General features: G+C 62.8%; 21 protein-coding genes and 1 tRNA gene. 16 read left to right on the top strand and 6 right to left on the bottom strand.

What is annotated here, in order from left to right; translation table 11 throughout:
- The first annotated feature begins 12 nt into the window (after window positions 1-12).
- The 7 genes from ACYCTF_RS06305 to ACYCTF_RS06275 all read left to right on the top strand — a co-directional run bounded on the left by ACYCTF_RS06305 (window position 13) and on the right by ACYCTF_RS06275 (window position 9,089).
- Window positions 13-1,296 (top strand): O-antigen ligase family protein, encoded by a 1,284-nt coding sequence (locus ACYCTF_RS06305; protein WP_461284715.1) that lies wholly within the window; start codon window positions 13-15, stop codon window positions 1,294-1,296.
- The gene (locus tag ACYCTF_RS06300; RefSeq protein ID WP_461284714.1) at window positions 1,271-1,996 is read left to right on the top strand and encodes an acyltransferase; all 726 of its coding nucleotides are present in this window, start codon (window positions 1,271-1,273) and stop codon (window positions 1,994-1,996) included. The genes ACYCTF_RS06305 and ACYCTF_RS06300 overlap by 26 nt, the downstream gene beginning before the upstream one ends.
- Window position 1,997: 1 nt before the next feature.
- Entirely contained in the window at window positions 1,998-3,149 is a 1,152-nt protein-coding gene (locus tag ACYCTF_RS06295) for a glycosyltransferase family 4 protein (RefSeq protein WP_461284713.1), read from the top strand.
- Window positions 3,146-4,270, top strand: coding sequence for a glycosyltransferase family 2 protein (locus ACYCTF_RS06290; protein WP_461284712.1), 1,125 nt, complete (start codon window positions 3,146-3,148; stop codon window positions 4,268-4,270). The genes ACYCTF_RS06295 and ACYCTF_RS06290 overlap by 4 nt, the downstream gene beginning before the upstream one ends.
- Window positions 4,267-5,481 (top strand): glycosyltransferase, encoded by a 1,215-nt coding sequence (locus ACYCTF_RS06285; protein WP_461284711.1) that lies wholly within the window; start codon window positions 4,267-4,269, stop codon window positions 5,479-5,481. The genes ACYCTF_RS06290 and ACYCTF_RS06285 overlap by 4 nt, the downstream gene beginning before the upstream one ends.
- Window positions 5,482-6,049: 568 nt before the next feature.
- Window positions 6,050-7,165, top strand: coding sequence for a glycosyltransferase (locus tag ACYCTF_RS06280; protein WP_461284710.1), 1,116 nt, complete (start codon window positions 6,050-6,052; stop codon window positions 7,163-7,165).
- A gap of 37 nt (window positions 7,166-7,202) precedes the next feature.
- Window positions 7,203-9,089 carry a DUF4091 domain-containing protein gene (locus ACYCTF_RS06275; RefSeq protein ID WP_461284709.1) on the top strand — a complete coding sequence of 629 codons (1,887 nt, stop codon included), beginning with the start codon at window positions 7,203-7,205 and terminating at the stop codon, window positions 9,087-9,089.
- Between the two features lie 144 nt (window positions 9,090-9,233).
- Here ACYCTF_RS06275 and ACYCTF_RS06270 read toward each other — a convergent pair whose 3' ends face one another.
- Window positions 9,234-9,602 (bottom strand): KGG domain-containing protein, encoded by a 369-nt coding sequence (locus ACYCTF_RS06270; protein WP_461284708.1) that lies wholly within the window; start codon window positions 9,600-9,602, stop codon window positions 9,234-9,236.
- A gap of 535 nt (window positions 9,603-10,137) precedes the next feature.
- On the bottom strand, window positions 10,138-11,082 hold the full coding sequence (locus ACYCTF_RS06265; protein ID WP_461284707.1) for an NAD-dependent epimerase/dehydratase family protein: 945 nt from the start codon (window positions 11,080-11,082) through the stop codon (window positions 10,138-10,140).
- Between the two features lie 190 nt (window positions 11,083-11,272).
- Here ACYCTF_RS06265 and ACYCTF_RS06260 point away from each other — a divergent pair, with 190 nt between their 5' ends.
- On the top strand, window positions 11,273-12,553 hold the full coding sequence (locus ACYCTF_RS06260) for a nucleotide sugar dehydrogenase (protein WP_461284737.1): 1,281 nt from the start codon (window positions 11,273-11,275) through the stop codon (window positions 12,551-12,553).
- 28 nt (window positions 12,554-12,581) lie between these two features.
- On the top strand, window positions 12,582-13,637 hold the full coding sequence (locus ACYCTF_RS06255) for an NAD-dependent epimerase (RefSeq protein WP_461284706.1): 1,056 nt from the start codon (window positions 12,582-12,584) through the stop codon (window positions 13,635-13,637).
- On the opposite strand, the gene trxA is transcribed toward ACYCTF_RS06255, so the two are convergent.
- Together trxA and ACYCTF_RS06245 are read right to left on the bottom strand one after the other, a co-directional pair.
- Window positions 13,634-14,497 carry a thioredoxin gene (gene trxA / locus ACYCTF_RS06250; RefSeq protein WP_461284705.1) on the bottom strand — a complete coding sequence of 288 codons (864 nt, stop codon included), beginning with the start codon at window positions 14,495-14,497 and terminating at the stop codon, window positions 13,634-13,636. The genes ACYCTF_RS06255 and trxA overlap by 4 nt on opposite strands.
- 67 nt (window positions 14,498-14,564) lie before the next feature.
- Window positions 14,565-14,640: transfer RNA gene (locus ACYCTF_RS06245), tRNA-Glu, on the bottom strand.
- 96 nt (window positions 14,641-14,736) lie between these two features.
- Here ACYCTF_RS06245 and pcnB point away from each other — a divergent pair.
- The 6 genes from pcnB to panD are packed head-to-tail and all read left to right on the top strand — an operon-like array spanning window position 14,737 to window position 19,301.
- Entirely contained in the window at window positions 14,737-16,005 is a 1,269-nt protein-coding gene (pcnB, locus tag ACYCTF_RS06240; protein ID WP_461284704.1) for a polynucleotide adenylyltransferase PcnB, read from the top strand.
- Window positions 15,989-16,489, top strand: coding sequence for a 2-amino-4-hydroxy-6-hydroxymethyldihydropteridine diphosphokinase (gene folK / locus ACYCTF_RS06235; RefSeq protein ID WP_461284703.1), 501 nt, complete (start codon window positions 15,989-15,991; stop codon window positions 16,487-16,489). Before pcnB ends, folK begins: the two co-directional genes overlap by 17 nt.
- A gap of 10 nt (window positions 16,490-16,499) precedes the next feature.
- Window positions 16,500-17,177 (top strand): deoxynucleoside kinase, encoded by a 678-nt coding sequence (locus ACYCTF_RS06230; protein WP_461284702.1) that lies wholly within the window; start codon window positions 16,500-16,502, stop codon window positions 17,175-17,177.
- Window positions 17,174-17,983 carry a 3-methyl-2-oxobutanoate hydroxymethyltransferase gene (gene panB / locus ACYCTF_RS06225; protein ID WP_461284701.1) on the top strand — a complete coding sequence of 270 codons (810 nt, stop codon included), beginning with the start codon at window positions 17,174-17,176 and terminating at the stop codon, window positions 17,981-17,983. Before ACYCTF_RS06230 ends, panB begins: the two co-directional genes overlap by 4 nt.
- Window positions 17,984-18,028: 45 nt before the next feature.
- Window positions 18,029-18,910 (top strand): pantoate--beta-alanine ligase, encoded by an 882-nt coding sequence (gene panC / locus ACYCTF_RS06220; protein WP_461284700.1) that lies wholly within the window; start codon window positions 18,029-18,031, stop codon window positions 18,908-18,910.
- Window positions 18,911-18,917: 7 nt separating this feature from the next.
- Window positions 18,918-19,301 carry an aspartate 1-decarboxylase gene (gene panD, locus ACYCTF_RS06215; protein ID WP_110137493.1) on the top strand — a complete coding sequence of 128 codons (384 nt, stop codon included), beginning with the start codon at window positions 18,918-18,920 and terminating at the stop codon, window positions 19,299-19,301.
- Between the two features lie 171 nt (window positions 19,302-19,472).
- Here panD and ACYCTF_RS06210 read toward each other — a convergent pair whose 3' ends face one another.
- Both ACYCTF_RS06210 and ACYCTF_RS06205 read right to left on the bottom strand, forming a co-directional pair.
- Complete coding sequence (locus ACYCTF_RS06210; RefSeq protein ID WP_461284699.1) at window positions 19,473-20,969, bottom strand: MFS transporter; 1,497 nt, start codon at window positions 20,967-20,969, stop codon at window positions 19,473-19,475.
- A gap of 1,573 nt (window positions 20,970-22,542) precedes the next feature.
- Window positions 22,543-22,890, bottom strand: coding sequence for a hypothetical protein (locus tag ACYCTF_RS06205; RefSeq protein ID WP_461284698.1), 348 nt, complete (start codon window positions 22,888-22,890; stop codon window positions 22,543-22,545).
- A gap of 43 nt (window positions 22,891-22,933) precedes the next feature.
- Here ACYCTF_RS06205 and ACYCTF_RS06200 point away from each other — a divergent pair, with 43 nt between their 5' ends.
- On the top strand, window positions 22,934-23,749 hold the full coding sequence (locus tag ACYCTF_RS06200; protein ID WP_461284697.1) for a hypothetical protein: 816 nt from the start codon (window positions 22,934-22,936) through the stop codon (window positions 23,747-23,749).
- Window positions 23,750-23,917 lie beyond the last annotated feature (168 nt).

Raw genomic sequence — 23,917 nt, 5'->3', positions numbered from 1 at the left:
GAGGAATAGACAATGCTGATGCCGCAAGCAGCGCACACGAAACCAGGGCCGGGCAGGGCGCCTCGTCCCTGGGAGACGGCACGTATCATCGAGACGCCGCTGGCCCATCGCCTGACCCTGGCGTCCATGTTCGTATTTTTGGCAAAGATCGGCAATCTTCCGCATCTCGGGCATTTCGAGATCGGCAAGGTCATGATCGGTCTTTCCGTTCTGGCGCTGCTCTTCGAAGGCGGTGGCTGGAAGGAAGGGGTTTTGAGCCATCCGATCATGCGTGCCTACATGGGGCTATTTGTCATGGGTCTTGTGACCATACCGATCGCGGTGTGGCCGGGCGGGAGCGCGCATTTCTTATTCGGTAATTATCTGAAGGACATGGTCCTGGTCGTGTTGCTGATCGTGACCACAAGGACTCCCAAGGACATGCGCCGCCTGCTGTGGACGATCATCATCAATACCCTGATTCTGGATGCGATTCTCCTGCATTACGGGGATCAGAAGATCACGATCGTGCATCTTGGGAAAAATGAGATCGCGATGACGTCTGTGATCGCCTTTGGCATGTTGCTTGGCCTGCCGGTAAGCGGTGTGGGTAAGGTACTCAAGTGGGCGGCCGGACTCATGCTCGCGTTCTCGATTTTCATGAGCGTGTCGCGCGGTAGCTATCTCGGCCTATCGGCGGTGCTCATGTTGTACACGTACATACGGTTCGGACGGCGCGCGGGGCTTGCCATTGTGGGCGGCGTGTTTCTGGCCCTGGCGGTCGTGGTCGGCGCCTACGAGTTCGGTCCGCCCAAGGTCCACCATGCCGTAAGTACGCTGATACACATTCAAAACGATTACAACCTGACGGCGCGTACCGGGCGTATCGCGATTTGGAAACGCGGCCTGAAGATCATAAAGACGCATCCCCTTGGCGTGGGTATGCGCAATTTCCCGATCGCCGAAGGACACATCGTGGAAGACGTGATCGGTGAGCGGTGGATGGATGCCCACAACGCACTTCTCGAGGCCACGGCAGAGCTTGGGATCCTGGGTGGAATCGTGTTCCTGACCCTGCTAAAGCGCGGCATGCAGACCGCCAACCGGCTGCGCAAGAATGGGACCCGCGAGGATATGTCGCGAATCGGTCTATCCCTGGTGCTGGCCCTGTTCGCGTACTTCGTGACGGCATCGTTCTTGTCAGAGGCGTATGCCGTGATCCTGTACATACAAATGGGGGCGATCATCGCCGCCGACCGGGTATACCGCTATACCGTCATGAGGGAAGGGAATGTCATATCTCGACCGGGTGCGTAGGCGCGAGGGACCGCTGGCCGATGCCCTGTACCGTGGTTACAAGGGGATACAGCGCCTGAATGTCCCGGAGGTGCCTTTGCTTTATGCCTTTTTGGCCAAGGAGCGCCTGGCGCGGCGCCACGTCGGCGGCTGGGTCAAGCGCAAGCTCTACGACGAACCGTTGTTCCGTCGCCAGTGCCGGGTCTGCGGGCGTGGTCTGTGCCTATTCGACGGTATCCCGGCCATATGGGGCGGGCTTTCGGTGGAGATTGGGGAGAATGTCGTGATGCATGGCACATCGACGCTGGTGGGGGCCAAGGTATTCGATAACCCGCGGCTGGTCATAGGCGACCGTAGCCATTGCGGGTCGTACTTCTCGGTCGCGGTCGGTGCCGATGTCACCATCGGGTCCGATGTCTTGATAGGCAACAGGGTCTCGCTGTTTGCCTATGACAGCCATCCTCGCGACCCCATACAACGGGCGGCGGGCCTGCCTGCGGAGCCGGCGAGCAGCCGGCCGATCGTGATCGAAGATGGCGCCTGGATCTGCATGGGCGCAATGATCCTGAAAGGCGTGACCGTAGGAGAAAACGCGATTGTGGCGGCAGGCGCCGTGGTGGTGGAGAACGTCCCCGCAAACAGCGTGGTGGGCGGCAATCCCGCACGCGTGCTGTCCGGACCCCCGGGTCGATCGCGCCAGGCGCGTTCGGGGCAGGTGTGACATGCAGGTCTCGACTCTTAGGCGTTATCCCCGTATCGGTACGGCGCCACGCGTCGTGGTCCTGATATCGACGCGCGTCGTGGGGGGGCCCGCCAAGGGCCTTTTGCAGGTGATACCGGAGCTGCACCGCCGTGGCCGGTTCGAGGTCGTGCTGTGCACCTTTGCCGACGCCAAGGAAACGGAATCGCCGTTCATCACCGCCGCCCGTGAGCGCGGTATACCCGTCACCATCCTGCGCCAACGCCATCACTGGGACTTGCGACCGCTCGCGGTATTGCGTGAGCTCCTCGACCCGCCGGGCGCGATCATACAGACCCATGGCTATAAGGAGGCGGTATTCGGGTTGGCGGTCAAGCGCCTGTCGGGACGCCCCTGGATCGCGTTCATGCATGGAACCACCGAGGAAAATTTGAAGGTGAGACTGTACCATCGCCTCGACCGCGCGCTGACAAGGCGCGCGGATATCATCGTGTCGGTGTCGCGCGAGCTCGCCGAGCGCATGCTCCGGCCCCGCCACAGGGCCAAGCTCGCCATCATCGAGAATGCCGTCGAGCGCCCCGCGGAGGCCCTGGTGGCACGCCAGACGCTGCGTCAGGCCTGGCAGACAAGGGGCTGGGTGATCGGATGTATCGGCCGTCTGAGCCGCGAGAAGGGCCAGCGGCTGCTGCTGGAGGCGGCGGGTCGGTTGGCGCGCCAGGGGGCCCGCTTCACCCTCATAGTGGCCGGTGACGGGCCGGACCGGGACGTGTTGCAGGAGAAGGCGCAAAACGAGGGTGTGGGGGGTTGCGTGCGCTTTTTGGGGCATGTGGCGCGCACCGACGATATCTATGCCAATATCGATATGCTCGTGTTGCCGTCTTATCGTGAAGGCATGCCCAATGTCATCCTGGAGGCGATGCAATGGCGATTGCCGATCGTCTCGACCGCGGTGGGCGCGGTGCCCGAGATGCTAATCCACGGTGTGTCGGGCCTGCTTGTGCGTCCCGGCGACCCCATCGCGCTGGCGCGCGCCATGGCATCGGTCATGGGGGATCCCGATAAGGCCGTACGCATGGGCCGCAAGGCCGCTGAGGCGCTCTACCCCCGCTTCTCCCCGGAGCGGCGTGTCGAGCGTTTCGAGAGCCTCTACAGTCGCGTCCTGGAGGCCATATGAGCGCGATGTTCTGGGCGGCGTTTGCGTTCACCGCATATACCTATGTGGGCTACCCGGCTCTTTTATGGGTGTTGGCGCGGCTGCGTCGACCGGGTCCCGTCTATCATTGGGGTTCGGCGCTTCCCGAGGTCGCGGTCGTGATCCCGGCCTACAACGAGCAATCGGCGATCGCTGACAAGTTGCGTACCGTTCTGGCCTCGCATTATCCACGCGAACGACTGCGCGTGCTGGTGGTGTCCGATGGTTCGTCGGACGCCACAGTGGCTGCCGCCCGTTCGGTGTCGGACCCCAGGCTTACCGTAATTGGCAGGAGCGCACGGTCGGGCAAGATGGCGACTGTCAACTATGCCATGAGTCTCGTCTGTGAGCCGATCGTCATCATGACCGACGCAGGCGAGATGTTCGACGAGGACACGGTGCCGCGGCTGGTGGCGCGTTTTGCCGATCCGGCCATGGGGGCGGTCTCCGGCGAACTCGGGCTCGTGGCCTTGCATACCGGATTTAGCCGCAGCCTCGGCGCCTATTGGCGCTATGAAAAGGCGATCCGCGCCCTGGAGGCGGTCGTGGGATCGGTGGTCGGGGTGACAGGACCCGCTTATGCCATTCGCCGTGCGTTGTTTCAGCCGATGCCGGCCGACACTATACTGGATGATCTTGCCATCCCGCTCGAGGTCATAAGGCAGGGTTACCGGGTCGGCTACGAGCGACGCGCGTTTGCCTTCGAGCGGGCGACCCAGGGCAGCCGTCACGAGTTCATACGCAAGCGCCGCACGCTTGCTGGCAACTACCAGATCATCGCCCGCTATTGGCGGCTCTTATTGCCGCAAAGCCCGATCGCCTGGCAGTTCTGGTCGCACAAGGTATTTCGCCTGCTGGTTCCTTACGCGCTCGTGTTCATGCTGGTCGGCACCTTTGGCCTGCCATGGCCTCTGCGCCCCGTCGTACTGGCGACCCAGACCCTGTTCTATGGGCTCGCCCTGACCGCCGTGTTCGTGCAGCGCTCGAAGCACCCATGGCTCAATATTCCGTATGCCTTCTGCCTCTTGAATTGGGCCGCGGTCGCCGGGTCGTACTATTATCTTGCAGGACGATTATCGGTGCGCTGGGAGAAGGTCAAGTGAGCCCGTCGCGCCGTTATCTGCTCGTGGCCGCAGGCCCCGATTGGGGGCGCCACCCTTCCAGCCTCTCCCATATCATCGGGGTCGTGGTGCGTAACCATCCGGTGATCTGGATCAATAGCATCGCGCAACGCAGTCCCCGGCTGTCACGTCACGATGTCGTGCGTGCCGTCCATAAGGGCTGGGCGTCACTGCGACCGACGTCACGTCGCGAGCACGACGGCCCGCTGGTCGTTCATCCGCGCGCCATTCCCTATCACCGACTGCCGTCGGTGCGATCGGTCAACGGATGGCTCATCGCGCGCCAGTTGCGACCGCTGTTGGCGCGCTTCCCCGGACACAAGATAGTATTGGTGGCCACCAACCCGGCGGTGGTGGCGCTTGCCAACAGCCTTCGGCCCGATGCCACCATCTATTTCTGCATGGACGACTACGCACGCATGCACGATTCGGATGCGCGACTGATCGAGGTCTGTGAACGGCTGATGCTGGCGCGCGCGGATGCCACCGTGGTCACGGCGCAGGCGCTCGTAGACAGCAAGACCTGGCAAGGCCGGCGGCCGATCTACTTGCCGCAAGGGGTGGATGTCGCGCATTTCCAAAACCCGGGCCCCCCGCCGGCGGCGCTGTCGGCCCTGCCGCGTCCAATCATAGGGTTCCAGGGCATCATCGGGGCGCGTGTCGATATCGAGCTCCTGGAAAAGATCGCGCGGCGTTTTTCCAAGGCCTCCTTGGTGCTGGTCGGCAAGGAGGAGCAGGATATCGCACCACTAAAGCGCCTGCCTAATGTCCATGCCGTCGGGCCCGTGTCCTATGCCGACCTGCCGTCGGTCATACAGGTGTTCGACGTGGGCCTCGTGGCCTACCGTGACGACGAGCATGTGGCCTACGTGAATCCCTTGAAGCTTCTCGAATATCTGGCCTTGGGCCAGGAGGTCGTGTCGGTCCCGATCCCGGAGCTCGCGGCGCATGAGCACCATGTGCACCGCGCGCGCGGCCACGAGCCATATCTGGCGACCCTCGAGGCGGTTGTTTCCCGCTACCCGTTCGATCCAGCAGACAAGGCCCGGCGCCGGGCGTATGCGGCGGCGCAATCCTGGGAGATGCGCGCGCGGGATTTCATGGGGCTTTGCGAGGATCTTCTGTGGGAGCCGCATTCCGCTTCCTCCACCGCGGACCGCGCGGCTCTTGCGCGCCAAAGGATCGGTGTATGACGGCGATTCCTGGGCATCGCGATGTCATCGATCCCGGCACAATAGCGGGGCCGGCCACGGCCGGGGGCTGCCAGAAGGGGCGTGCACGGCTCCGGGGAGAGATCGCGGATGGCCGAGAACCACGGCCCGGCGTGGGCCATGCGCGATGCCGGCGCATCGGAGATCGGTCGTCAGTGGGGGCCCAAAACCCATGGGTGGGGGTGGACATAGGTCCCGGTAGAGCGGTTCTATGCGGGCTGCACACGATGTTCGTGCGGCCGATGCATTCCGCCGCCGCGCGCCCTGGCGGCGCGCATCGGGACGCGCCTGGACGGCACCGCGGAACGCGGTTGGGACATCGGCGCTGCCATCCATATTCGCGAGGCGGGGATGGCCATGGCCTCTGGCGCGGAGTGGTTGCGGCAACACGGGAAAAGCGTCGCGGGACTCGCGGCATCTTAAAACCCGCGGAGTGCGCGTCAGCCTCCAAGGGACACCGGGGAGCGACGCACGATGAAGCAGGCACTGGCACCGCGCGGTGCCGGGATCTCCGGCCTTCGGGCAGGGGAGGATATCGGGTGAGGGGTCTATGAAGCGGCAGGATGTCGTGGTGGAGGTGATTTACGCGCCCCTGGTGGGGGGTTCGGAGATGCTGGCCTTCAATCTTTGCAAGGAGTGGCAGGCTGGTGGTATCAAGACGCGCATTTGCTGCCTCTACGAGCGCTCGGGGGCCTTGACCAAGGTCTTTGAGGAGGCCGGCATACCCTACGATCTGCTCGATATCGGCGGTCATCGGCTCTTCGGGCGCTGGCTACGCACAGCGCGGTATTTCTATCGGACAAGGCCGCGGGCCATCCACGCGCATCATCTCGGGTCGTTGGTCAACGTGCTTGTGCCTGCCTATCTCGCGGGTTGCTTCAACATCGTCTATACCGAGCATTCCGCCTATACGATCGCGCGCACGCGATGGATGCAACGTCTGCTCCCGGTCGTGAGTCGGCTGGTGACGCGCTTTACCTGCGTATCGCGCAACCTCGCCGAGTTTTTCACGACCCTCGGTGTCCCCCCGGAGCTTCTGCTCACCATCTATAATGGCGTGGACATCGATCGTTACAAGCCGGGCGCGCCGCGCGCGGCGTTTTGTCCCGTGGTGCGTATCGGCGCAGTGGGCCGCCTGGTTGCGGAAAAGGATTACCCGACCTTGCTGGCGGCACTGGCCCTCTTAAAGGCCCGGAACGTGCGTTTTTTTGCCGAGATCGCAGGCGACGGACCGCTGGCTGCGGATCTGAAGGAGCGGGCCCAGGCGCTGGGTCTGCGCGGCCTCGTAAGTTTCCATGGGTCCTGCGATAACGTCCCGGCGTTCTTGCGCGAGCTTGATATCTACGTCTTGAGTTCACGCCATGAAGGCCTGCCGATAGCGGTTCTGGAGGCCATGGCCACCGCCTTGCCGGTCGTCGCGACACGGATTACCGCGATCCCCGAGATCATAGAGGACGGGTGTACCGGGATACTGGTGCCGCCGGGGGATGCCGTGGCCATGGCCGACGCGCTCGCCGCTCTGGCCAGCGATGGCAGCCGGCGCCGGGCGCTCGGGGAGGCCGCGCGCGAACTGGTCCGGACGCACTACACGATCTCGGACGCGAGCCGTTCGTATGCCGCGGAACTCGGAATACGAATCAAAAAAACGTCGTATAAGACAGCCTGATCGCAGACGGCGACGGGCCAGCACGAAGAGGGCAGTTATGGAAGATCGATTACAGTGTGCATGGCCTTGCCGGCAGGACGGGATCCACGGTCCAGAGAATGCCGATAGCGAATGCGCGTATCGACCGCGGCGGCGCGCGCATAGTCGTGTGGCACGCACGATTGCTGGCGGCCAGGACCCGGCGCGCGCGCATGTCGGTGCGGGCCTCCTAAGGGTCGCGGCGCTCGCCGTATGCCTCTTGTGGGCAGTCGCCGCCCACGCTCAGGTGTCCGTGTGGCTCTCGCACAGCACGCACAAGATCCGTCCCGATGCCCCGGCGCGGGTGCGATCGGTGATTCACCTGTTCGCGGCCCATGGCGAATACGCCGCCTTGCAGATCTCGGTCAGGGCCGACCATCCGCTGCGGGTGCTGCGTATCGTGCCGACCGCGCTCGAGGATCATGCCTCCGCGATCGGCCGCTGGCAGATGACGGTCTATCGGGAGGCCTTCATAAGGACCGTGCATCCTACCAATGTCGTGGCCCCCGTGGGTCTATGGCCCGACGCCCTGATCCCGACGGTCGATAACTATTACCATGAACGGCGCAACGCCCTGCCATGGGCGGTACCGGCGCGGTTCACGCAGTCTTTCTGGATCGAGATCTATGTGCCGCGGACCGTGAGCGCCGGTCGCTACCGGGGTACGGTTGCGGTCATGATCCGCACCCATGGGCACGTTCAGGTGCGGGTGTTACGCGTGCGTTTGCGGGTCCTGCCGTTTGCTATCCCCGCGACATCCTCTCTGCCGTCGAGTTTCGGTTTCGACGGCGCGCCACTGTCGCTCGTGTTCCGCGGCCATTATGGGCGGCTGTCGAACACCCAGCTCATGCATCTGACCCAGCTTTTCAACATTGCGGCACTCAAGGATCGCATCGCCCTGAGCGGGGGCTCCGGCATACCGGCGCCCATGCACTGGGCGCACGGCCGACTCACCTTGAACTGGCATGAATACGACAAGGAGGTGCGGCCGTTCATGACCGGGTGCAAGGCCGCCCATGGTGCCCGATGGCGCATGACCGACGTCCGCTGGTTGACCCATGTGTTCTATCACAAGATGCCGCCGCGCGAGCAGGTCGCCTATTTCCGGGCATGGGCGCGCCATTTCCGGCACGAGCACTGGCATGTCGGCCTGTACGCGCTGGGAGTCGACGAGCCGCATACGCCAGCGCAGTTCGCGCTTGCCGATCGGCGCGCAGCGATCATCCGTCGTGCCACGCACGCCATACTGCCAATGGTGACGACCATTCATGTACACAGGCTCGATCTCAAGGATTTCGGCATCCTGTGTCCTGTCATAAACGACGTGGACGGACTCAACGATGTCAACAAGCGGCCCCTGCTTGGGCGCGTAGCCAAGCGCTATCACTTGAAACTCTGGTGGTACCAGTCGTGCATGAGCCATGGCTGCTGGGTGGTTGGCAGGCGCAGCAGTCTCGGATGGCCGAGCTACATGATAGACCAGCCTGCCATCTACAATCGCATCATGCCGTGGCTTACCTGGAAGTATAAAATGCAGGGAGAATTGTATTACGACACGGATATCGGTTTCAGCATGGGCCGTAAGAATCCCTGGAAGGACCAGTACCATTTCGGGGGAAACGGTGACGGCACGCTTTTCTACCCTGGTCTGCCATCGGTGATCGGCGGCAAGCGCGATATTCCCATACAGAGCATACGCCTCATGATGATACGAGCCGGGTACCAGGACTACGAATATCTGCACATGGCCTCGCGCCTGTATGGGCGACCGGCGGTATTGCGCGTCATAGACCATGCGATTCGCTCCACGCACAGCTGGACCAAGAGCCCCAAAGTGTTACGTGCGCTTAAATGGCGGCTTGCCATGATGATCGAACGACGCCTGAAAGGCGGGCCACATGGCTGATCACAAAACACTGCTCCCCAAGCGAAGGCTTGGGCAGTTGTGCCTTTTCGGATGGCGGGGCGAAAGGCGTAAGGGCGTCGATTCGGGCGGGGTCGCAAGCAAAGAGGCAAAAATCCGCGCGGCCGGAGCGGCCGCGCGCGGGCCTTACGAGGACTTTCCGCTTTTCGGCCCACTGTGGGGCGTTGTCGCCTTCTCCGCTTCCTCGCCTTCACCGCGCTTGACCTGCGGCTCGCCCTTGTGTCCATCGGAATAGGCTTCGCCGCCTTGCCGGGGTCGGCTCTCCCACCCTCCATGGGAACTCTCTCCGCCCTTGCGCCCTATGGCCGCCATGTGTTCGCGATTCTGGCTCACGGCCTCGCCACCCTTGCGCCCCGCCTCGCGGGCCTCCTCGGGCGTAAATTCGTGGGCCGTGCCCTTTTCGTGCGCAGCCTTTCCGCCTTTGCTGGCGATCTCGCGCTGCTTGTTGGCGTCCATCGCCGCGAAACCGCGCTTGCTTTTGCGCTCATTCGGCATGAATCCTGTCTCCTTTTCGTATGAAGAAATGCTCAAGAACGCACCCACGACTGGATGTGCATGACATTGGGGGCAGTCTAGGAGATGCACTTTAGTCCGTCATCGGACAAAGGCCCGATATTGTGTGATTTATGAGACTAAAAACCACAAATTAATGGTGTGGAAACACTCAGAATCGAAATATCGGAACAAATATTATGGAAATAAATAGGTCTACGACTGGTTAGGTATGTGCCGGTAGGCCCGCGGCACCGATTGCAAGGCCCGGTGACGTGAGCGCTCTCGGCTGGCGATAGGCGAAAAAAAACCTCCGAACTAGGGGGGGAAAGTCGGAGGTAGCAAAGGCCTTAAAAGGTTTAAGGCGCCGCTCAGGGAGGAGGACGAGCGGAAGCGCCATTATTCGGAAAACGGAAGGCCATAGGCATCAGACGAAAGTCGGAGGGGCGGAGGCTTGCGAAAAGCAAGCGGCGCACCCTCCGGCTTTGACACCGAATGAGGGGCGCTGGCAGCGGCCGGTAATGCGGCGAGGGGTGGCTCATGTGGCGCAGCGCGCCAGCGGTGCGAGATCGCGCAAAAGATGCCTAAGACCTGCAGACAAAAGGGTTTGAGGGACATAACCGAAGGCTGCCCGCAGCTCGGTGACGTCGGCAAGGGAGCGGCGAATGTCTCCGGCGCGCGGGGGCCGGAAGTCGCATACGATCGGCCTGCCGGCGAGCGTCTCGAAGGCGTTTATGAGGGCGAGCAGGTCTTGTTCGACGCCGGTGCCGACGTTCATGACCGTACATGACAGGTCGTTACGGGCCAATGCGCGTGCCAGGACCTCGATTAGGTCGTCGATGTAGACGAAGTCACGACTCTGTCGGCCGTCGCCATAGACGACGCAGGGCGCGCCCGTAGCCAGGCATTGGGCATATAGGCTGATGACGCCCGAGTAGGGGGAGCTGGCATCCTGGCGAGGGCCATAGATGTTGAAGAAGCGAAAGCTCGTGGCATTGATCCCCCGTGTGCGCGCGAAGTACGCGAGATAATGTTCGCTGGCAAGCTTGTCGGCGGCGTAGGGAGAAAGCGGCGCCAATGGCGCGCTCTCGGGGACCGGAGTGGGCGCGTCATCGCCGTAGACCGCGGCCGAGCTTGCGTATAGTACGCGCGGCACCTGGCAAGCGGTGGCCGCCAGCAGGGCATTCAGGGTCCCGCCGAAATTGGTGGCATGGGTGGCGAGCGGATCGTGCATGCTCGCCTGGACCGACGCCACCGCCGCGAGGTGCACGAGGGCGTCCATGCCGCGGGCCGCGCGCATGAGCGCCTCACGGTCGCGTACGTCGGCGATTACGAGTCGCGCGCCCCTGGCCGGCCCTTGCAGGTTCTCGCGTTTCCCGGTCGAGAGGTTGTCGAGAAGCGTCACTGTGTGTCCGTCGATCACAAGACGGTCGGCGAGATGGGAGCCGATGAAGCCGGCACCACCAGTGATCAAGACTTTCATGCGTGCACCGTCCATGGCTCAGCGGCCCGGCTTTTGGAAGACGCCCTCATGGTGGGGGCCGGTCGCCGTGCGCGGTATCCTGCTTTAGGCTTATTGTTGCCGGCATCCAAGACCAGTAGCGTGGCGGCCTGAAGCGGTTGGCCATTGGAACGGTAGGCCTGGAAGGTTCATGGATGAACAAGGACGTATGATGAATACAGTAGCAGTGGTGGGGCTGGGTTACGTGGGTCTGCCCTTGGCCGTGGCCTTCGGCAGGAAGTGGCCTACCATAGGCTTCGATCTCGATGAAGGGAAGGTCGACAGTTATCGGCATTTTTGCGACCCGACGGGGGAGGTCACGAGCGATGAATTGCGCGCGGCCCGTCGGCTTGCGGTGACAACGGATCCTGCGGCGCTCGCCGAGGCCGATTACGTCATCGTGGCGGTACCGACGCCCATAGATGCCGCGCATCAGCCGGACTTTGGACCGCTCGTCCGCTCCAGTCGCACGGTCGGCGAACATTTGAAGCGCGGCGCCGTGGTCGTATATGAGTCCACGGTGTATCCTGGGGCCACCGAGGAGATCTGTGTGCCCATTCTCGAGCAGCGCTCGGGACTCGTCTGCGGGCGGGACTTCCATGTCGGATACTCGCCGGAGCGCATCAATCCGGGCGACAAGGAGCATACCCTGACGCGCATCACGAAAATCGTGGCCGGCGACGATGCCGAGACCCTTGAGAAGGTCGCGGCCCTCTATGGATCGATCATCGAGGCCGGTATCTATAGGGCTTCGTCGATCAAGGTCGCGGAGGCCGCGAAGGTGATCGAGAATACGCAGCGCGATCTCAATATCGCGCTCATGAATGAGTTGTCGATCCTGTTTCACAAGCTGGATCTCGATACCGGCGAGGTGTTGGCCGCGGCCGGCACCAAATGGAATTTTCTGCCGTTTCGTCCTGGTCTCGTGGGCGGCCACTGTATCGGCGTCGATCCCTATTACCTGACCTACAAGGCCGATAAACTCGGGTACCATCCGCAGGTGATCCTGGCCGGCCGGCGCATCAATGACGGCATGGGCCAGTATGTCGCCGAGCAGACGGTCAAGCAGATGATCCGTTCGGGGGGCACGGTGAAAGGGGCGCGCGTCAATGTGTTGGGGCTCACGTTCAAGGAGAACTGTCCGGATCTGCGCAACTCGCGGGTCATGGACCTCATTGGCGAGTTGCGCTCCTATGGCGCCGAGGTGTTTGTGCATGATCCGGTGCCGGCGCAGGATGCGGCGCGCGAGGAGTATGGCATTACGCTGTTGTCATGGGAGGAGTTGCCGGTCGCAGACGCCATGGTGGTGGCCGTGGCGCACACGGATTTCTTGACCCAGGATGTGGAAACCCTGGCCACCAAGGTCAGGCCCGGGGGGGTGTTCGTCGACGTGAAGGCGCGATTCGATGCCGCGGCACTTTCGGCATGCGGGCTTTCGCTCTGGCGGCTATAATGGTGCGGTAGGACGCAAGGACGGTGATATGCATATCTTGATTACCGGGGCCGCCGGGTTCATCGGCTCGACGCTCGCCCACAGGTTGCTCGCGCGCGGGGATACCGTGACCGGCGTTGACAACCTGAACGATTACTACTCGGTGGAGCTCAAGAAGGCGCGGCTTGCGCGTCTTGAGGCCCAGCCGGGGTTTCGCTTTCGCCATCTGGATATCGCCGACCGCAAGGCCGTGGCTGAACTGTTTGCGGCCGACCATTACGATGCCGTCATGAATCTCGCGGCGCAGGCCGGCGTGCGCCATTCCCTGAAGGATCCGCATGCCTATGTCGACGCCAACATCGTGGGGTTCGTGAATCTCCTCGAGGGCGCCCGCCATGGCGGGGTCGGGCACTTCGTGTACGCCTCCTCGAGTTCCGTGTATGGGTCAAACAGCCGGCAGCCGTTTTCCGAACACGATGGCGTCGCTCACCCGGTGTCCTTGTACGCGGCCAGCAAGCGTGCCAACGAGCTCATGGCGCACAGCTATGCCCACCTGTTTCGCCTGCCGTGCACGGGTCTGCGGTTCTTCACGGTCTATGGGCCGTGGGGACGTCCGGACATGGCCTTGTTTTTGTTCACCAAGGGGATCTTGGAAGGCACCCCCATCAAGGTCTTCAACCATGGGCGCATGGTGCGCGACTTCACCTACATCGACGACATCGTGGAAGGGGTGGTGCGCGTGATCGACCGCCCGGCGCGACCGGCCGATGGCTGGTCGCCGGCGGCGCCGGATCCGGCCACCAGCGATGCCCCGTTTCGTCTCTATAATATCGGGAACAACCAACCGGTCGAGCTCATGCATTATATCCAGGTACTCGAGGAGCGGCTCGGCCGCAAGGCCCGGATTGAGATGTTGCCCATGCAGCCGGGGGATGTCCCCTCGACGGTAGCCAATGTCGATGATCTGGCCGCCGATCTCGGTTTCAAGCCCGCGACCTCCGTGGAGACCGGTATCGACCGGTTCGTAGAGTGGTATGTCGGTTATTACAAGGACGGGCACGAGGCCAGCGGGTCCGCCGCCAGCCGCGCCGTAGGTGCGGGTTAGGTAATGGTGGCGGCGAGCAGGCCGCGGTAGCGGCGCACGAGATCGCCCTTGCCGCCGAGCAGCGTGAAGGCTGCGAGCAGCGCCCGGCGGCCGGCATCGTCGCCAAAGCGCCGATCGGTTCGCACGATCGTAAGCCATTGTTCCAGGGCCTCCTCGTGGCGACCGGCGAGGAGGTAACGCGCCCCGAGGGCCAGCCGCGCCCGCAAGTCCTCAGGGTGCGCGCTGACGGTCCGCTCGAGATCGGCCAGGGGCGGGGCGTCGGCGGCCATGCGCACGAACTCGAGCCGCGCCATCACCGCGCTGATCTCGGCGTCTCCCAGGGCGCGCGCGGACAGGCCTTTTAGCACCGCTTCGCCTTCGGCGACCCGGCCGTGCTCGCATAGCAGCCGCCCGAGATGGGCGGTCAGCCGGTCGTTTCCCGGATCCGTCTCGTGCGCGGCCTGGAGCCGAGCAAGGGCGCCCGCGCGGTCGCCCGCCGCTTCCTGGTCGAGGGCCGCCCTTAACAGGGCATCCGAAGGCCTGTCGATATGGGCATCGAGCAACTCGCGAATCATCCGTTCCGGCTGTGCCCCCACGAATTGGGCGACCTCTGCGCCCTGCTTGAAGAGTTTCACGGTCGGCAGGCTGCGCACACCATAGCGGGCCGCCAGGCCTTGCTGTTCATCGCTATTAACCTTGGCAAGAAAAAACCGGCCCTGGTACTCTTCAGCCAGTTTGGCGAGGATCGGCATGAGGGATCGGCAGGGCCCGCACCATGCCGCCCAGAAGTCGACCAGTACAGGCGCCTCGCGCGAGCGGGCGAGGACGGCATGATCGAAGCTGCTCTCAGTGACATCGGTGATGTAAGGCGACGTGGCCATGAACCCCCCTTTGATTCCGTTGCGGGGTGATGTGCGGTCACATCGAGCGAATATCAAGCGGGGGGAGTGGCGCTCCCTAGGGGATTCGAACCCCTGTTACCGGCGTGAGAGGCCAGCGTCCTAGGCCACTAGACGAAGGGAGCAGTGCGCGCCGATTCTTGGCCGCGGCGAAGCGGTGCTATTATACAAGGCTCTCTGCAAATTGAAACAAACTTGAGATCGGGAGGGTTCTTTTTCCTTTGACAGACATCAGTAAGGCGCCGGGGATCGTGGATGCCACATCCTACGGCTTGATACCGGGGAGGATCAGTGCGCAGGCCCGTCAGGTCATAGAGCGGCTGAAGGACGCGGGCTATACCGCTTATCTGGTCGGGGGTTGCGTGCGCGACCTCATCCTGGGCGAGGAGCCCAAGGATTTTGACGTCGTGACCCAGGCGCGGCCCGAGGAGATTCGTCAGGTGTTCCGCAACGCGCGCCTGATCGGCCGACGCTTTCGGTTGGCGCATGTCCATTTCGGACGCGAGATCATCGAGGTCGCCACTTATCGCGCCGCGCCTTCCGCAGACTCGGAGGACGACAATGGCAATGTCTTCGGCACCTTGGAGGAGGACGCCTTCCGCCGCGACTTCACGGTCAACGCCCTCTATTACGATCCCGACGAGGGCCTCATCACCGATTACGTCAACGGTCTTCATGACCTCACGCACGCCAGGCTGCGGGTCATAGGCGACCCGGAGGCGCGGTTTCGGGAGGATCCGGTGCGCATGTTGCGCGCCGTGCGCTTCGCCGCCAAATTGCGTCTCCAGTTAACCGAGGACGGGCGCCGGTTGCTGCCGGTTCTGGGGCCGCTTTTGCAGGGTGTCGCGCCGGCGCGGCTCTTCGAGGAAGTGCTGAAGCTCTTTCACACCGGCAATGCCGCCGCGACTTACGAGACGCTGTGCGAGTACCGGCTGTTCGAGGTGTTGTTCCCGGGGGTGGCGGCGATCTTGGGTCCGCATGCCGATCGCGACTCATTGCTCGGGCGAGCGCTCGCCAATAGCGATCAGCGCCTGTCCGAGGGCAAACCCGTGACCCCGGCCTTCCTGTTTGCCGCGCTGCTTTGGGAGGGTGTGCGCGAAGAGGCCATGCACAGCATTGCCGAGGGTGCGGTTCCGGTCGAGGCGTGGGCACGGGCCGCCGAGCATGTGCTGCGCGAACAGTTGCGGGTCGTTACGATCCCCAAGCGCTTCAGCGTGCCGATGCGCGAGATATGGGGTTTGCAATCGCGCTTCGAGCGGCGCGCCGGGCGCCATGCCTTCCGCTTTCTGGAGAGCAAGAGATTCCGGGCGGCCTATGATTTTCTCGGGCTGCGTGTCGCCTCCGGCGAGGCGCCGGAGGCGTTGTTCGACTGGTGGACACGCTTCCAGGAGGCCGCCGCCGACGAGCGCGAGGCCATGGTGGGGGCCTTGAGCGCGCAGGGCGAGAAGCGTCCGCGCAAGCGGCGTAGACGGCGTGCCGCCGGCGGTTGACGCCATCGTGGGGCTGGGCGGCAATCTCGGGGAGACCGCCGCCATCCTGGGCCGCGCGCGTCAGGCCCTGTCCGGCCTTCCGCAGACCACCCTGGTGGCGGCCTCCTCCCTCTATCGGACGGCCCCCATCGGTGGGCAGCGACAGCCGGATTACCTGAATGCCGTGTGCCGGCTGCAGACGGCGCTGACCCCGGAGGGGTTGGCGGATGCGCTTTTTGCCATTGAGAGACGGCTCGGGCGGGTGCGCACCGGCGTGCGCAACGAGCCGCGCGCCATCGACATCGACCTCTTATACTATGAGGGCGTGATCCGGGAGGACCCGGCCTTGCGTCTGCCCCACCCGCGCCTGCAGGAGCGCGCCTTTGTGCTGTATCCTTGGAGGGAGATCATGCCGGATTTCCGGATCCCGGGGCTTGGGGCGCTGGCGGACCTCGGCCAGGCGGTATGCGATCAGCGGGTGGAGCGACTGGATAGACAGTGGTGAGGGGACTTCGGTGAAGGGACAGGCAGCGCTGCCAATATCATTGTCTGCGGGATCGTTTCTGGTCATTGAGGGGCCAATCGGGGTCGGCAAGACGAGTCTCGCCCGGCGCCTGTCGTTAAGACTCGGTCTCGAAGGTCTGTTCGAGGAGCCGGAGGAAAACCCGTTTCTCACCCGCTTTTATGAGAATCGCCGGGCCTATGCGCTGGCCACGCAGCTCTTTTTCCTGTTCCAGCGCCGCCGCCTGCTGGAAGACCTCGCCCAGGGGGATTTTCTGCGCGCCGGGGTCGTGGCGGATTTTCTATGGGCCAAGGACCGGGTATTTGCCCGCATCACGCTCGACGATGACGAATGGCGGCTCTATGAGCAGATCACCTCGACCATGCCCGAACCTGTCCAGACGCCCGATCTCGTGGTATTCCTGCAGGCCCCTGTGGATGTGTTGATCGACCGGATCCGTCGTCGGGGTCGCGGCTATGAGCATGTGGACCGTGACTATCTGGCGGCGCTCGCCGAGGGGTACACGGAGTTCTTTCATCGCTATCAGGACTCGCCGCTGCTCATGGTCAACGCCGCCGAGGCCAATTTTGTCGAGAGCGACGAGGATCTGGCCTCGCTCATCGAATCGATTCGCAGCATCCATAGCGGGCGGCACTTCTTCAATCCTTTGGCGTCGAGGACCGGATCATGACCATGCCCGCACCCAAGGCGATGACCATACCACGGCTCGTCGCCCTGAAAAGGGAGGGCCGTAAGATTGCCGCCATGACCGCCTATGATGCGAGCTTCGCGCGCGCCATGGATGAGGCCGGCATGGACATCATCCTGGTCGGGGATTCGCTTGGGAATGTGATTCAGGGACGCAAGAGCACGGTCCCCGTGATGCTGGAGGACGTGGCCTACCACACCCGCTGCGTGGCGCGCGCCGTGAGCCGCGCCCTGCTCATGGCCGATCTGCCGTTCTTGAGCTTTCAGGGAAGCGCCGATCGCGCGCTGGCCGATGCCGCGGTGCTCATGCGTGCCGGCGCGCACATGGTGAAAGGCGAGGGTGCCGGTCCATTCGCGGCGAACGCCGCCTATCTCGCGGCGCGTGGGGTACCGGTCTGCGGTCATATCGGACTGACCCCGCAATTCGTCCACAGCCTGGGCGGCTATCGTGTGCAGGGCCGGGGTGCCCACGGTGCACGGCTGCTCGCCGAGGCCAAGGAGCTGGCCGATGCGGGGGTGTCGCTTCTCGTGCTGGAGGCGGTACCCGCGGCGTTGGCCGCCGAGATCGGCGCGGCGGTGACGGTGCCGACCATCGGCATCGGGGCCGGCCCTTCATGCGACGGCCAGATCCTGGTCATGCATGACGCCCTGGGGATGGGCGCGCATCCCCCACGCTTCGTGCGGGATTTTCTGGCGGGGCAAGGCGGTATCGCGGCGGCCTTCGCCGCCTATATCGACGCCGTGCGCCAGGGCCTCTTCCCTGCCGCTGAAGAGAGCTATGGGGAATAGGTCCGTGCGCCGCGGCCGAGCCCTGTCCTGCGCGGCCTGTGGCCCATGATCGTCGCGCGCACGCTCGGCGAGTGGTGGGAGTATCGGATGCAGTGTCCGGATGACATTGGCTTTGTGCCGACCATGGGCGGGCTGCATGACGGTCATCTCGCGCTCGTAGGCGCCGCGCGCCAGCATGCGCGCGTGGTGGTCAGCATCTATGTGAACCCGCTGCAGTTCGGACCACAGGAGGACTTTGCCGCCTATCCGCGTACCGAGGAGGCCGATTGCGCGCGGCTCGCCCAGGCCGGCGTCGATGCCGTCTTCCTGCCGGCCGAGGCCGCCATCTATCCGCGTGGTCGCGAGCAGCACACCCAGGTGCGTGTGCCGGGGCTGTCCGAGGATCTGTGCGGACGCTACCGACCCGGCCATTTCGAGGGGGTGACGACCGTAGTCGCGCGATTGCTGGGCATCGTGCGCCCGCGGGCCTGCTATATGGGTAAGAAGGACTACCAGCAATGGCGGATCGTGACACGCATGGTGGCGGACCTGATGCTCCCGGTTGCCGTGACCGGTATCGATACTGTACGCGAGCGCGACGGCCTAGCCCTCAGTACGCGCAATACCTATCTCAGCAGCGCGGAACGTGCGCGCGCCCCGGGTCTCTATGAGACCTTGACGCAGGCCACCAGGCAGGTGGCCGCGGGCATGGCGCCGGCCGACGCCGAGGTGGCCGGGATGGCGCGCCTTGTGGCGCTCGGGTTCGTGCCCGACTACCTTGCCGTGCGGCGCGCCGTCGATCTTGCGCCCCCGTCTCCCGGCGACGCCGAGCTCGTGGCGTTGGCCGCGGCGCGTCTGGGACGTACCCGGCTCATCGATAATCGGGAATTTCGCAGGATCGGGCGGGGCGATGGCGGGCATTGGCAGGGATGCGCGAAAACCGGATAATAACCCCATGCAGAAAACCATGCTTCATGCCAAATTGCACCGCGTGCGCGTCACCCAAGTCGAGATCGACTACGAAGGGTCGGTGGCGATCGACGCGACCTTGCTGGATGCCGCCGGTATCCGCGAGTATGAGCGTATCGATGTCTTCAATGTCCGTAATGGCGAGCGCTTCAGCACCTATGCCATACGCGGAGAGCCGGCCTCCGGTCTCATCTCGGTAAACGGCGCGGCAGCCCACAAGGCCGCTGTCGGTGACCTCATCATCATCTGCGCCTTCGGCATCTACGAGGAGCATGAGGCCCATGCGATGAAGCCCCGCCTCATCTATGTCGATGCCGGCAACCGCATCGTGCGCAGCAGCCACACCATCCCCATGCAGGCGGCCGGCTGATCGGTCACCCTGTGTCCCGGTGATCCTTTCAGGGACAGGAAAAACAAGCGGGTTGGGGACGCCTGGGACGGCGTAAAGGCCGTGGATCGCACGACCTGCGACGGGATCGTCCGGACGTCGCGTCTCACCAGTCCCCGGGGCCGGAACCGGTTCGTCCCGGCCCCAGGGGTATCACATGAGATCGATCGGCTCGCCGTGTTCGATCGGGCCCTTGTGCTCCTGATCCTTCTTGGCGGCCGACAGGAGCCCGGCGATGACGTTGATCACGAGCAGGGTGATCATGACCGGGGCAAAGCCGTGCAGGAAGGCCTCCTTGCGCAGCGCCACCGGCAGGTCCTTGAAGACCATCACCTTATAGCCATGTTGAATGATGTAGCTATGCTCGACGGAGGTGAAGATCACGCCCGAGATATCGACCCCAAAGATGAGGCCGAGCGCGCGCATCATATTGAGAATGCCGCCCGCCACCCCTAAGCGCTCGCGCGGGACCGAGCCCATGATGGCGGAGTTGTTGGGCGGTGTGAAAAGGCCCATGCCGATTCCCAGGATGACGAGTTCGACGATCAATATCAGCATGTTGGGGGAGCGACCGGTGAAGATCAGAAGCAGGGTCGCGAGCGCGCACACCGCCATACCCCACATGGTCATGAGGCGTGAGCCGTACTTGTCCGAGATATGGCCCGCGAATGGGGCCACGATCGCCATGGCGAGCGGGATGGGTGTGAGGATGGACCCCGTCACGACCGGGTTGTAGCCGGCGATCTTTTCCAGATAGAAGGGCATCAGGAAGAGCACCGCGAACAGGACGTAATAGGACAGCAGTCCGGTCAGGTTGCCCGCCCAGAATGCATAACGCTTGAAGAGCGTGAGATCGATCATGGGGTGCGCGACGCGCATCTCGGTGATCAGGAAGGCGGTGAGCAAGACGGCGGCGAGCGCGAAGTAGGTCAGGATGATGGGGGCCGTCCAACCGATGGCCTCGCCCTCGTTCACTGCGAGCACCAGGAAGGCAAGCCCGGTGGCGAAGAAGGCGGTGCCCAGGTAGTCGATCTTCTCGCGCGCCTTGTCGGAGCGCTCGGCCGCCGGCAGACAGTAGAGGGCCGCGAATGTACCGATGATACCGATCGGCACGTTGACGTAGAAGATCGCCCGCCAGCTGACCGCCGAGATCAGAATGCCGCCGACGAACGGGCCGATCGACATGGCGACCGCCTGCACCGCGCCCTGAATACCGATGGCACGTCCACGCTCACTGCTTGGGAATGCGGCGGTGATGATCGCCACCGAGTTGGCCTGGAGAAGGCCCGCGCCGATCGCCTGCAGGATGCGTGCACCGATCAGAAAGCCGGCGGAGGAGGCCAGTCCGCAGAGCGCCGAGCCGACGGTAAAGACCACGAAACCGGTATTGTACATCTTGGTGCGGCCGAAGATGTCGGCAAGACGCCCAAAGAGAGGAAGGAAGATGGTGAGAGTGAGCATATAGGCCATCGCCACCCACTCGATGACCGCCATATTGACCTTGAAATCCCCTTGGAGCGTCGGCAGGGCGACATTCACGATGCTCACGTCCAGGGCCGACATCGACGCCCCGATCAGGACGGTGATCAGGATGAACCAACGCCATTGGGGATGCGAACTGAAGTAGGGGTGGGGAAATCGAGATTCCACGCAATGGTCCTCTCAAAGTCAAGGCCGCAGGGAACCTTCGGCGCGCCTTGCGGCGGCCGTGGCTTGCCTGAGACCGGCTAATGGGGCTACGTCCGCCAATCCGCGAAAGTTATACCCTGGTTGCTCGTCGTCCCTTGTCGGATGGCATATCGAACGCAGGGTTCGAAAGGGATCGCAAAAAAGGCGGCGATTGAGGCGAATAGTATACGCCGGGCTTAGGGTCGATGCCACCGATTTTTAGCATAATCTGATATACCGAAAGGAAGGGGTCGGTGCGGCCTTTTTTGGGGTAGCCAGCCGTCGGTGGCCATCCGGATCCGGGATGAATACGGCGGGAGACCGATCATCACGGTGCCAAGGGCGCGAGCGTAAGCGCGGCAGGGGCCTGTTTTGTCGGTTCCCAAGGGCGGGCCTTTCGTGGCATGGCCTACCCCGAATGAGGCCGGAAAGGGGGTGGCGATCTCGGCGGGCTCATAGGCCTAGCCCTAGTCGCCGAGACGAACGGGTGCCTGTCGATCCCGATCGCATTTTGTGCGCATGGGCTTCGGCGAGTGTGTGCCGTGGAGGACACGGCGAGGACGCGCAGTGTGAGGAGGCTGCCCAATGCGGGCGGCAATGGGCGGCCCGGATATGCCAGTGGGCATACGAGAGCTGGCGCGCGTTCAGGATCTTGCGGTCCGAACTGCCCGATCGTGGCCGGTATCCCCGATATCTATAGGTAAGGCCCGCCGACCCCCCCAAAGCCCCTATTGTCGATGACTCATCACCGAAATATCCTGATTCAATAGGATCGGTCACCGTTAATAGGTCACAGGAACGGCACATGGGGCGACGATATGAGCAACCGGGCCGGCCACCCCAAAACCACGCCCCCAACGCGGCCAGCCCGCGAGATCCTGCGTCGTGTCGGCGACACTGAGGCGGCGAGGCGCTACAGGGCGCGCAAGAGGGTGGAGAAGGAGGCGCGGCAGGATCCGCGCCAGCCGCTTCGTCCCACCCTCATAGATCTCTCCGCCATACCGGCACGGCGGGGATAGGCCGCATTGTGGGCCGAACGGCCCATTCGGCCCGCAATGGGCGAGGCTTGAGCATGACAGAAAGGGCGGATATGCTGGGAAATATACGAGATGCAACTCAACGACGAACAGGCCAAGCATGCGGCGGACACCTTACGGGTTGTCGCAATCGCTCAGTTCGGTTTCTTTGGGTATACGGCGGGACTTGCGCGAAAGGATTGGTGGTTTATGAGAGCGGCGGCGATTGGCTTTGCCCTTATTGAGTTCGCCGCTATCTTGATATTAGGAGATCGAGACTCATGAGCACTATTACAACGACACAGTTGTGGATTGCTTGGGGATGGGTGATTTTAGTTTTTGGTGGCGGCGGCCTTGCGTTGGCATGGTTTAATCATCGCGGCCACAAGCACAAATAACCCACCACGACCACCGGCGCCAGCCCTATGGCGCTGCCTACCCCAACCTCCCCACCAGATCCTCGGTCCGCAGATAATGGGACGGCCGCCCCCTCCCTAAACGGCATCAGCTGTGCCAAGGTGACGAGTGTGGCGTGCCACTCAAACTAGAGAGGAGACGATCCTGAAGATTACAACGGAGTTAATCTGGCAAAAACGGTCTTTGCGGTCCATGGCGTGGATTCCCATGGCAAGGCGGTCTTTTTTATCTCGGTGGCTAAGCTGCGCACAGAACCAGAAAGGATAGGTCTTTCCTTTGTCGTGAGACCAAGTGGCACGTGAGCTCAATGTACTGCCATCCTTGAGCTTCAGCTCTCGGATTCCCTCGGCAAGCCGCGAGGCATCGCCATAACTTTTTGCACGCTGCCCCACCCATTCGGCCACGAACTCCATGATCTGGTCCAGGCCCTGCGCAGGCTCAAACAGGAAATGGTTGACGTACACGAGCATAATCTATTGCTCATCCCGCAGGCTCAGGATGGACCTCACCTCCTTGAGCGAAACCGCCATTTGGCGGCGGCGATCGCCGATGTCGGCTGGCCGGGACTTCTTGACAGTGACCGAAAATTGGTGGCTATACTGGCTCTTGATGAAACCTCTACATACAATGTCAGGCCATGTGCCTATTTTGGCCACCATCATCGCTGTACCGGTATTTCTTGTTTTGTTTGTGGTTGGCGGTATGAAGATGATCGGCGACGATATCCATAATGCGGTTGCAACCCCTCGTGATGCCCATAAATTACGCGCTCATCCTGCGCAGGTTCTACATATTTCCGGCACCATCGCCCCCTCTCTTATCGTCAAACTACAGGCCCTTTACGTAACCACCCGCAGATCCTGCAAAGAGGGGACCAACCCTTTGGTCGGTGCAGAACAACAATTATTGCTGGTCCCGTTGCCTATACGTCATGTTGGGGCCCATTATGAAGCAACCATGGCGTTCGACCGTTATCACAAAGGTCATTGTGGATGGCGCCCGTATGATATCAGTTATCGCATAAACCAGATGGGCCTACCCAGTAAGATGGTTAATGCTACCCCTTTTATTTGGGTAGGGACCACCGGCCCGCACCAGCATTGGATAGGTCATGGTACGCACCGGAGATTAGAAGGGACCCCCGGCGGTACGGCAACACTACCGGCATTTAATGTCAGGTGCGGATTATCCAAACATCCTACATGGTTCTTGTGCCAGGGAGATAACGTCCAAGATCTTATTACGGTCCATGCAACCCATCTCCATATCGATTTTCTAGACGCGGCACCTGCGCCCGCAGTGGTACCGCCCCTCGCCCATACGCCGTAGCTGTCTGCCATACCAGGATACCGGCAACATAGAAACAAAGGACTTACTAATCAGTTCACAACTTAGAGACCATGTGCTACAATGGTCATATGAAGGTTGATGGACGCAAACTCTCTCACGAGAAACTCGAAGAGATCCGCTTTCAGGCGGTCCGTGCGGTTCAGGACG

Source organism: Acidiferrobacter sp., assembly GCF_054609335.1.
Note: the sequence above shows the minus strand (reverse complement) of the source record. Positions and strands in the feature narration are given on the sequence as shown.

Bases quoted from the DNA above. Each gene is read 5' to 3' on its own strand.
- ACYCTF_RS06305 (WP_461284715.1), top strand. From the start codon at position 13: ATGCTGATGCCGCAAGCAGCGCACACGAAACCAGGGCCGGGCAGGGCG.
- ACYCTF_RS06280 (WP_461284710.1), top strand. From the start codon at position 6,050: ATGAAGCGGCAGGATGTCGTGGTGGAGGTGATTTACGCGCCCCTGGTG.
- trxA (WP_461284705.1), bottom strand. From the start codon at position 14,497: ATGGCCACGTCGCCTTACATCACCGATGTCACTGAGAGCAGCTTCGAT.
- ACYCTF_RS06300 (WP_461284714.1), top strand. From the start codon at position 1,271: ATGTCATATCTCGACCGGGTGCGTAGGCGCGAGGGACCGCTGGCCGAT.
- ACYCTF_RS06260 (WP_461284737.1), top strand. From the start codon at position 11,273: ATGAATACAGTAGCAGTGGTGGGGCTGGGTTACGTGGGTCTGCCCTTG.
- ACYCTF_RS06255 (WP_461284706.1), top strand. From the start codon at position 12,582: ATGCATATCTTGATTACCGGGGCCGCCGGGTTCATCGGCTCGACGCTC.
- ACYCTF_RS06290 (WP_461284712.1), top strand. From the start codon at position 3,146: ATGAGCGCGATGTTCTGGGCGGCGTTTGCGTTCACCGCATATACCTAT.
- ACYCTF_RS06205 (WP_461284698.1), bottom strand. From the start codon at position 22,890: ATGCTCGTGTACGTCAACCATTTCCTGTTTGAGCCTGCGCAGGGCCTG.
- panB (WP_461284701.1), top strand. From the start codon at position 17,174: ATGACCATGCCCGCACCCAAGGCGATGACCATACCACGGCTCGTCGCC.
- ACYCTF_RS06270 (WP_461284708.1), bottom strand. From the start codon at position 9,602: ATGCCGAATGAGCGCAAAAGCAAGCGCGGTTTCGCGGCGATGGACGCC.
- ACYCTF_RS06265 (WP_461284707.1), bottom strand. From the start codon at position 11,082: ATGAAAGTCTTGATCACTGGTGGTGCCGGCTTCATCGGCTCCCATCTC.
- ACYCTF_RS06275 (WP_461284709.1), top strand. From the start codon at position 7,203: ATGGAAGATCGATTACAGTGTGCATGGCCTTGCCGGCAGGACGGGATC.
- ACYCTF_RS06295 (WP_461284713.1), top strand. From the start codon at position 1,998: ATGCAGGTCTCGACTCTTAGGCGTTATCCCCGTATCGGTACGGCGCCA.
- panC (WP_461284700.1), top strand. From the start codon at position 18,029: ATGATCGTCGCGCGCACGCTCGGCGAGTGGTGGGAGTATCGGATGCAG.
- panD (WP_110137493.1), top strand. From the start codon at position 18,918: ATGCAGAAAACCATGCTTCATGCCAAATTGCACCGCGTGCGCGTCACC.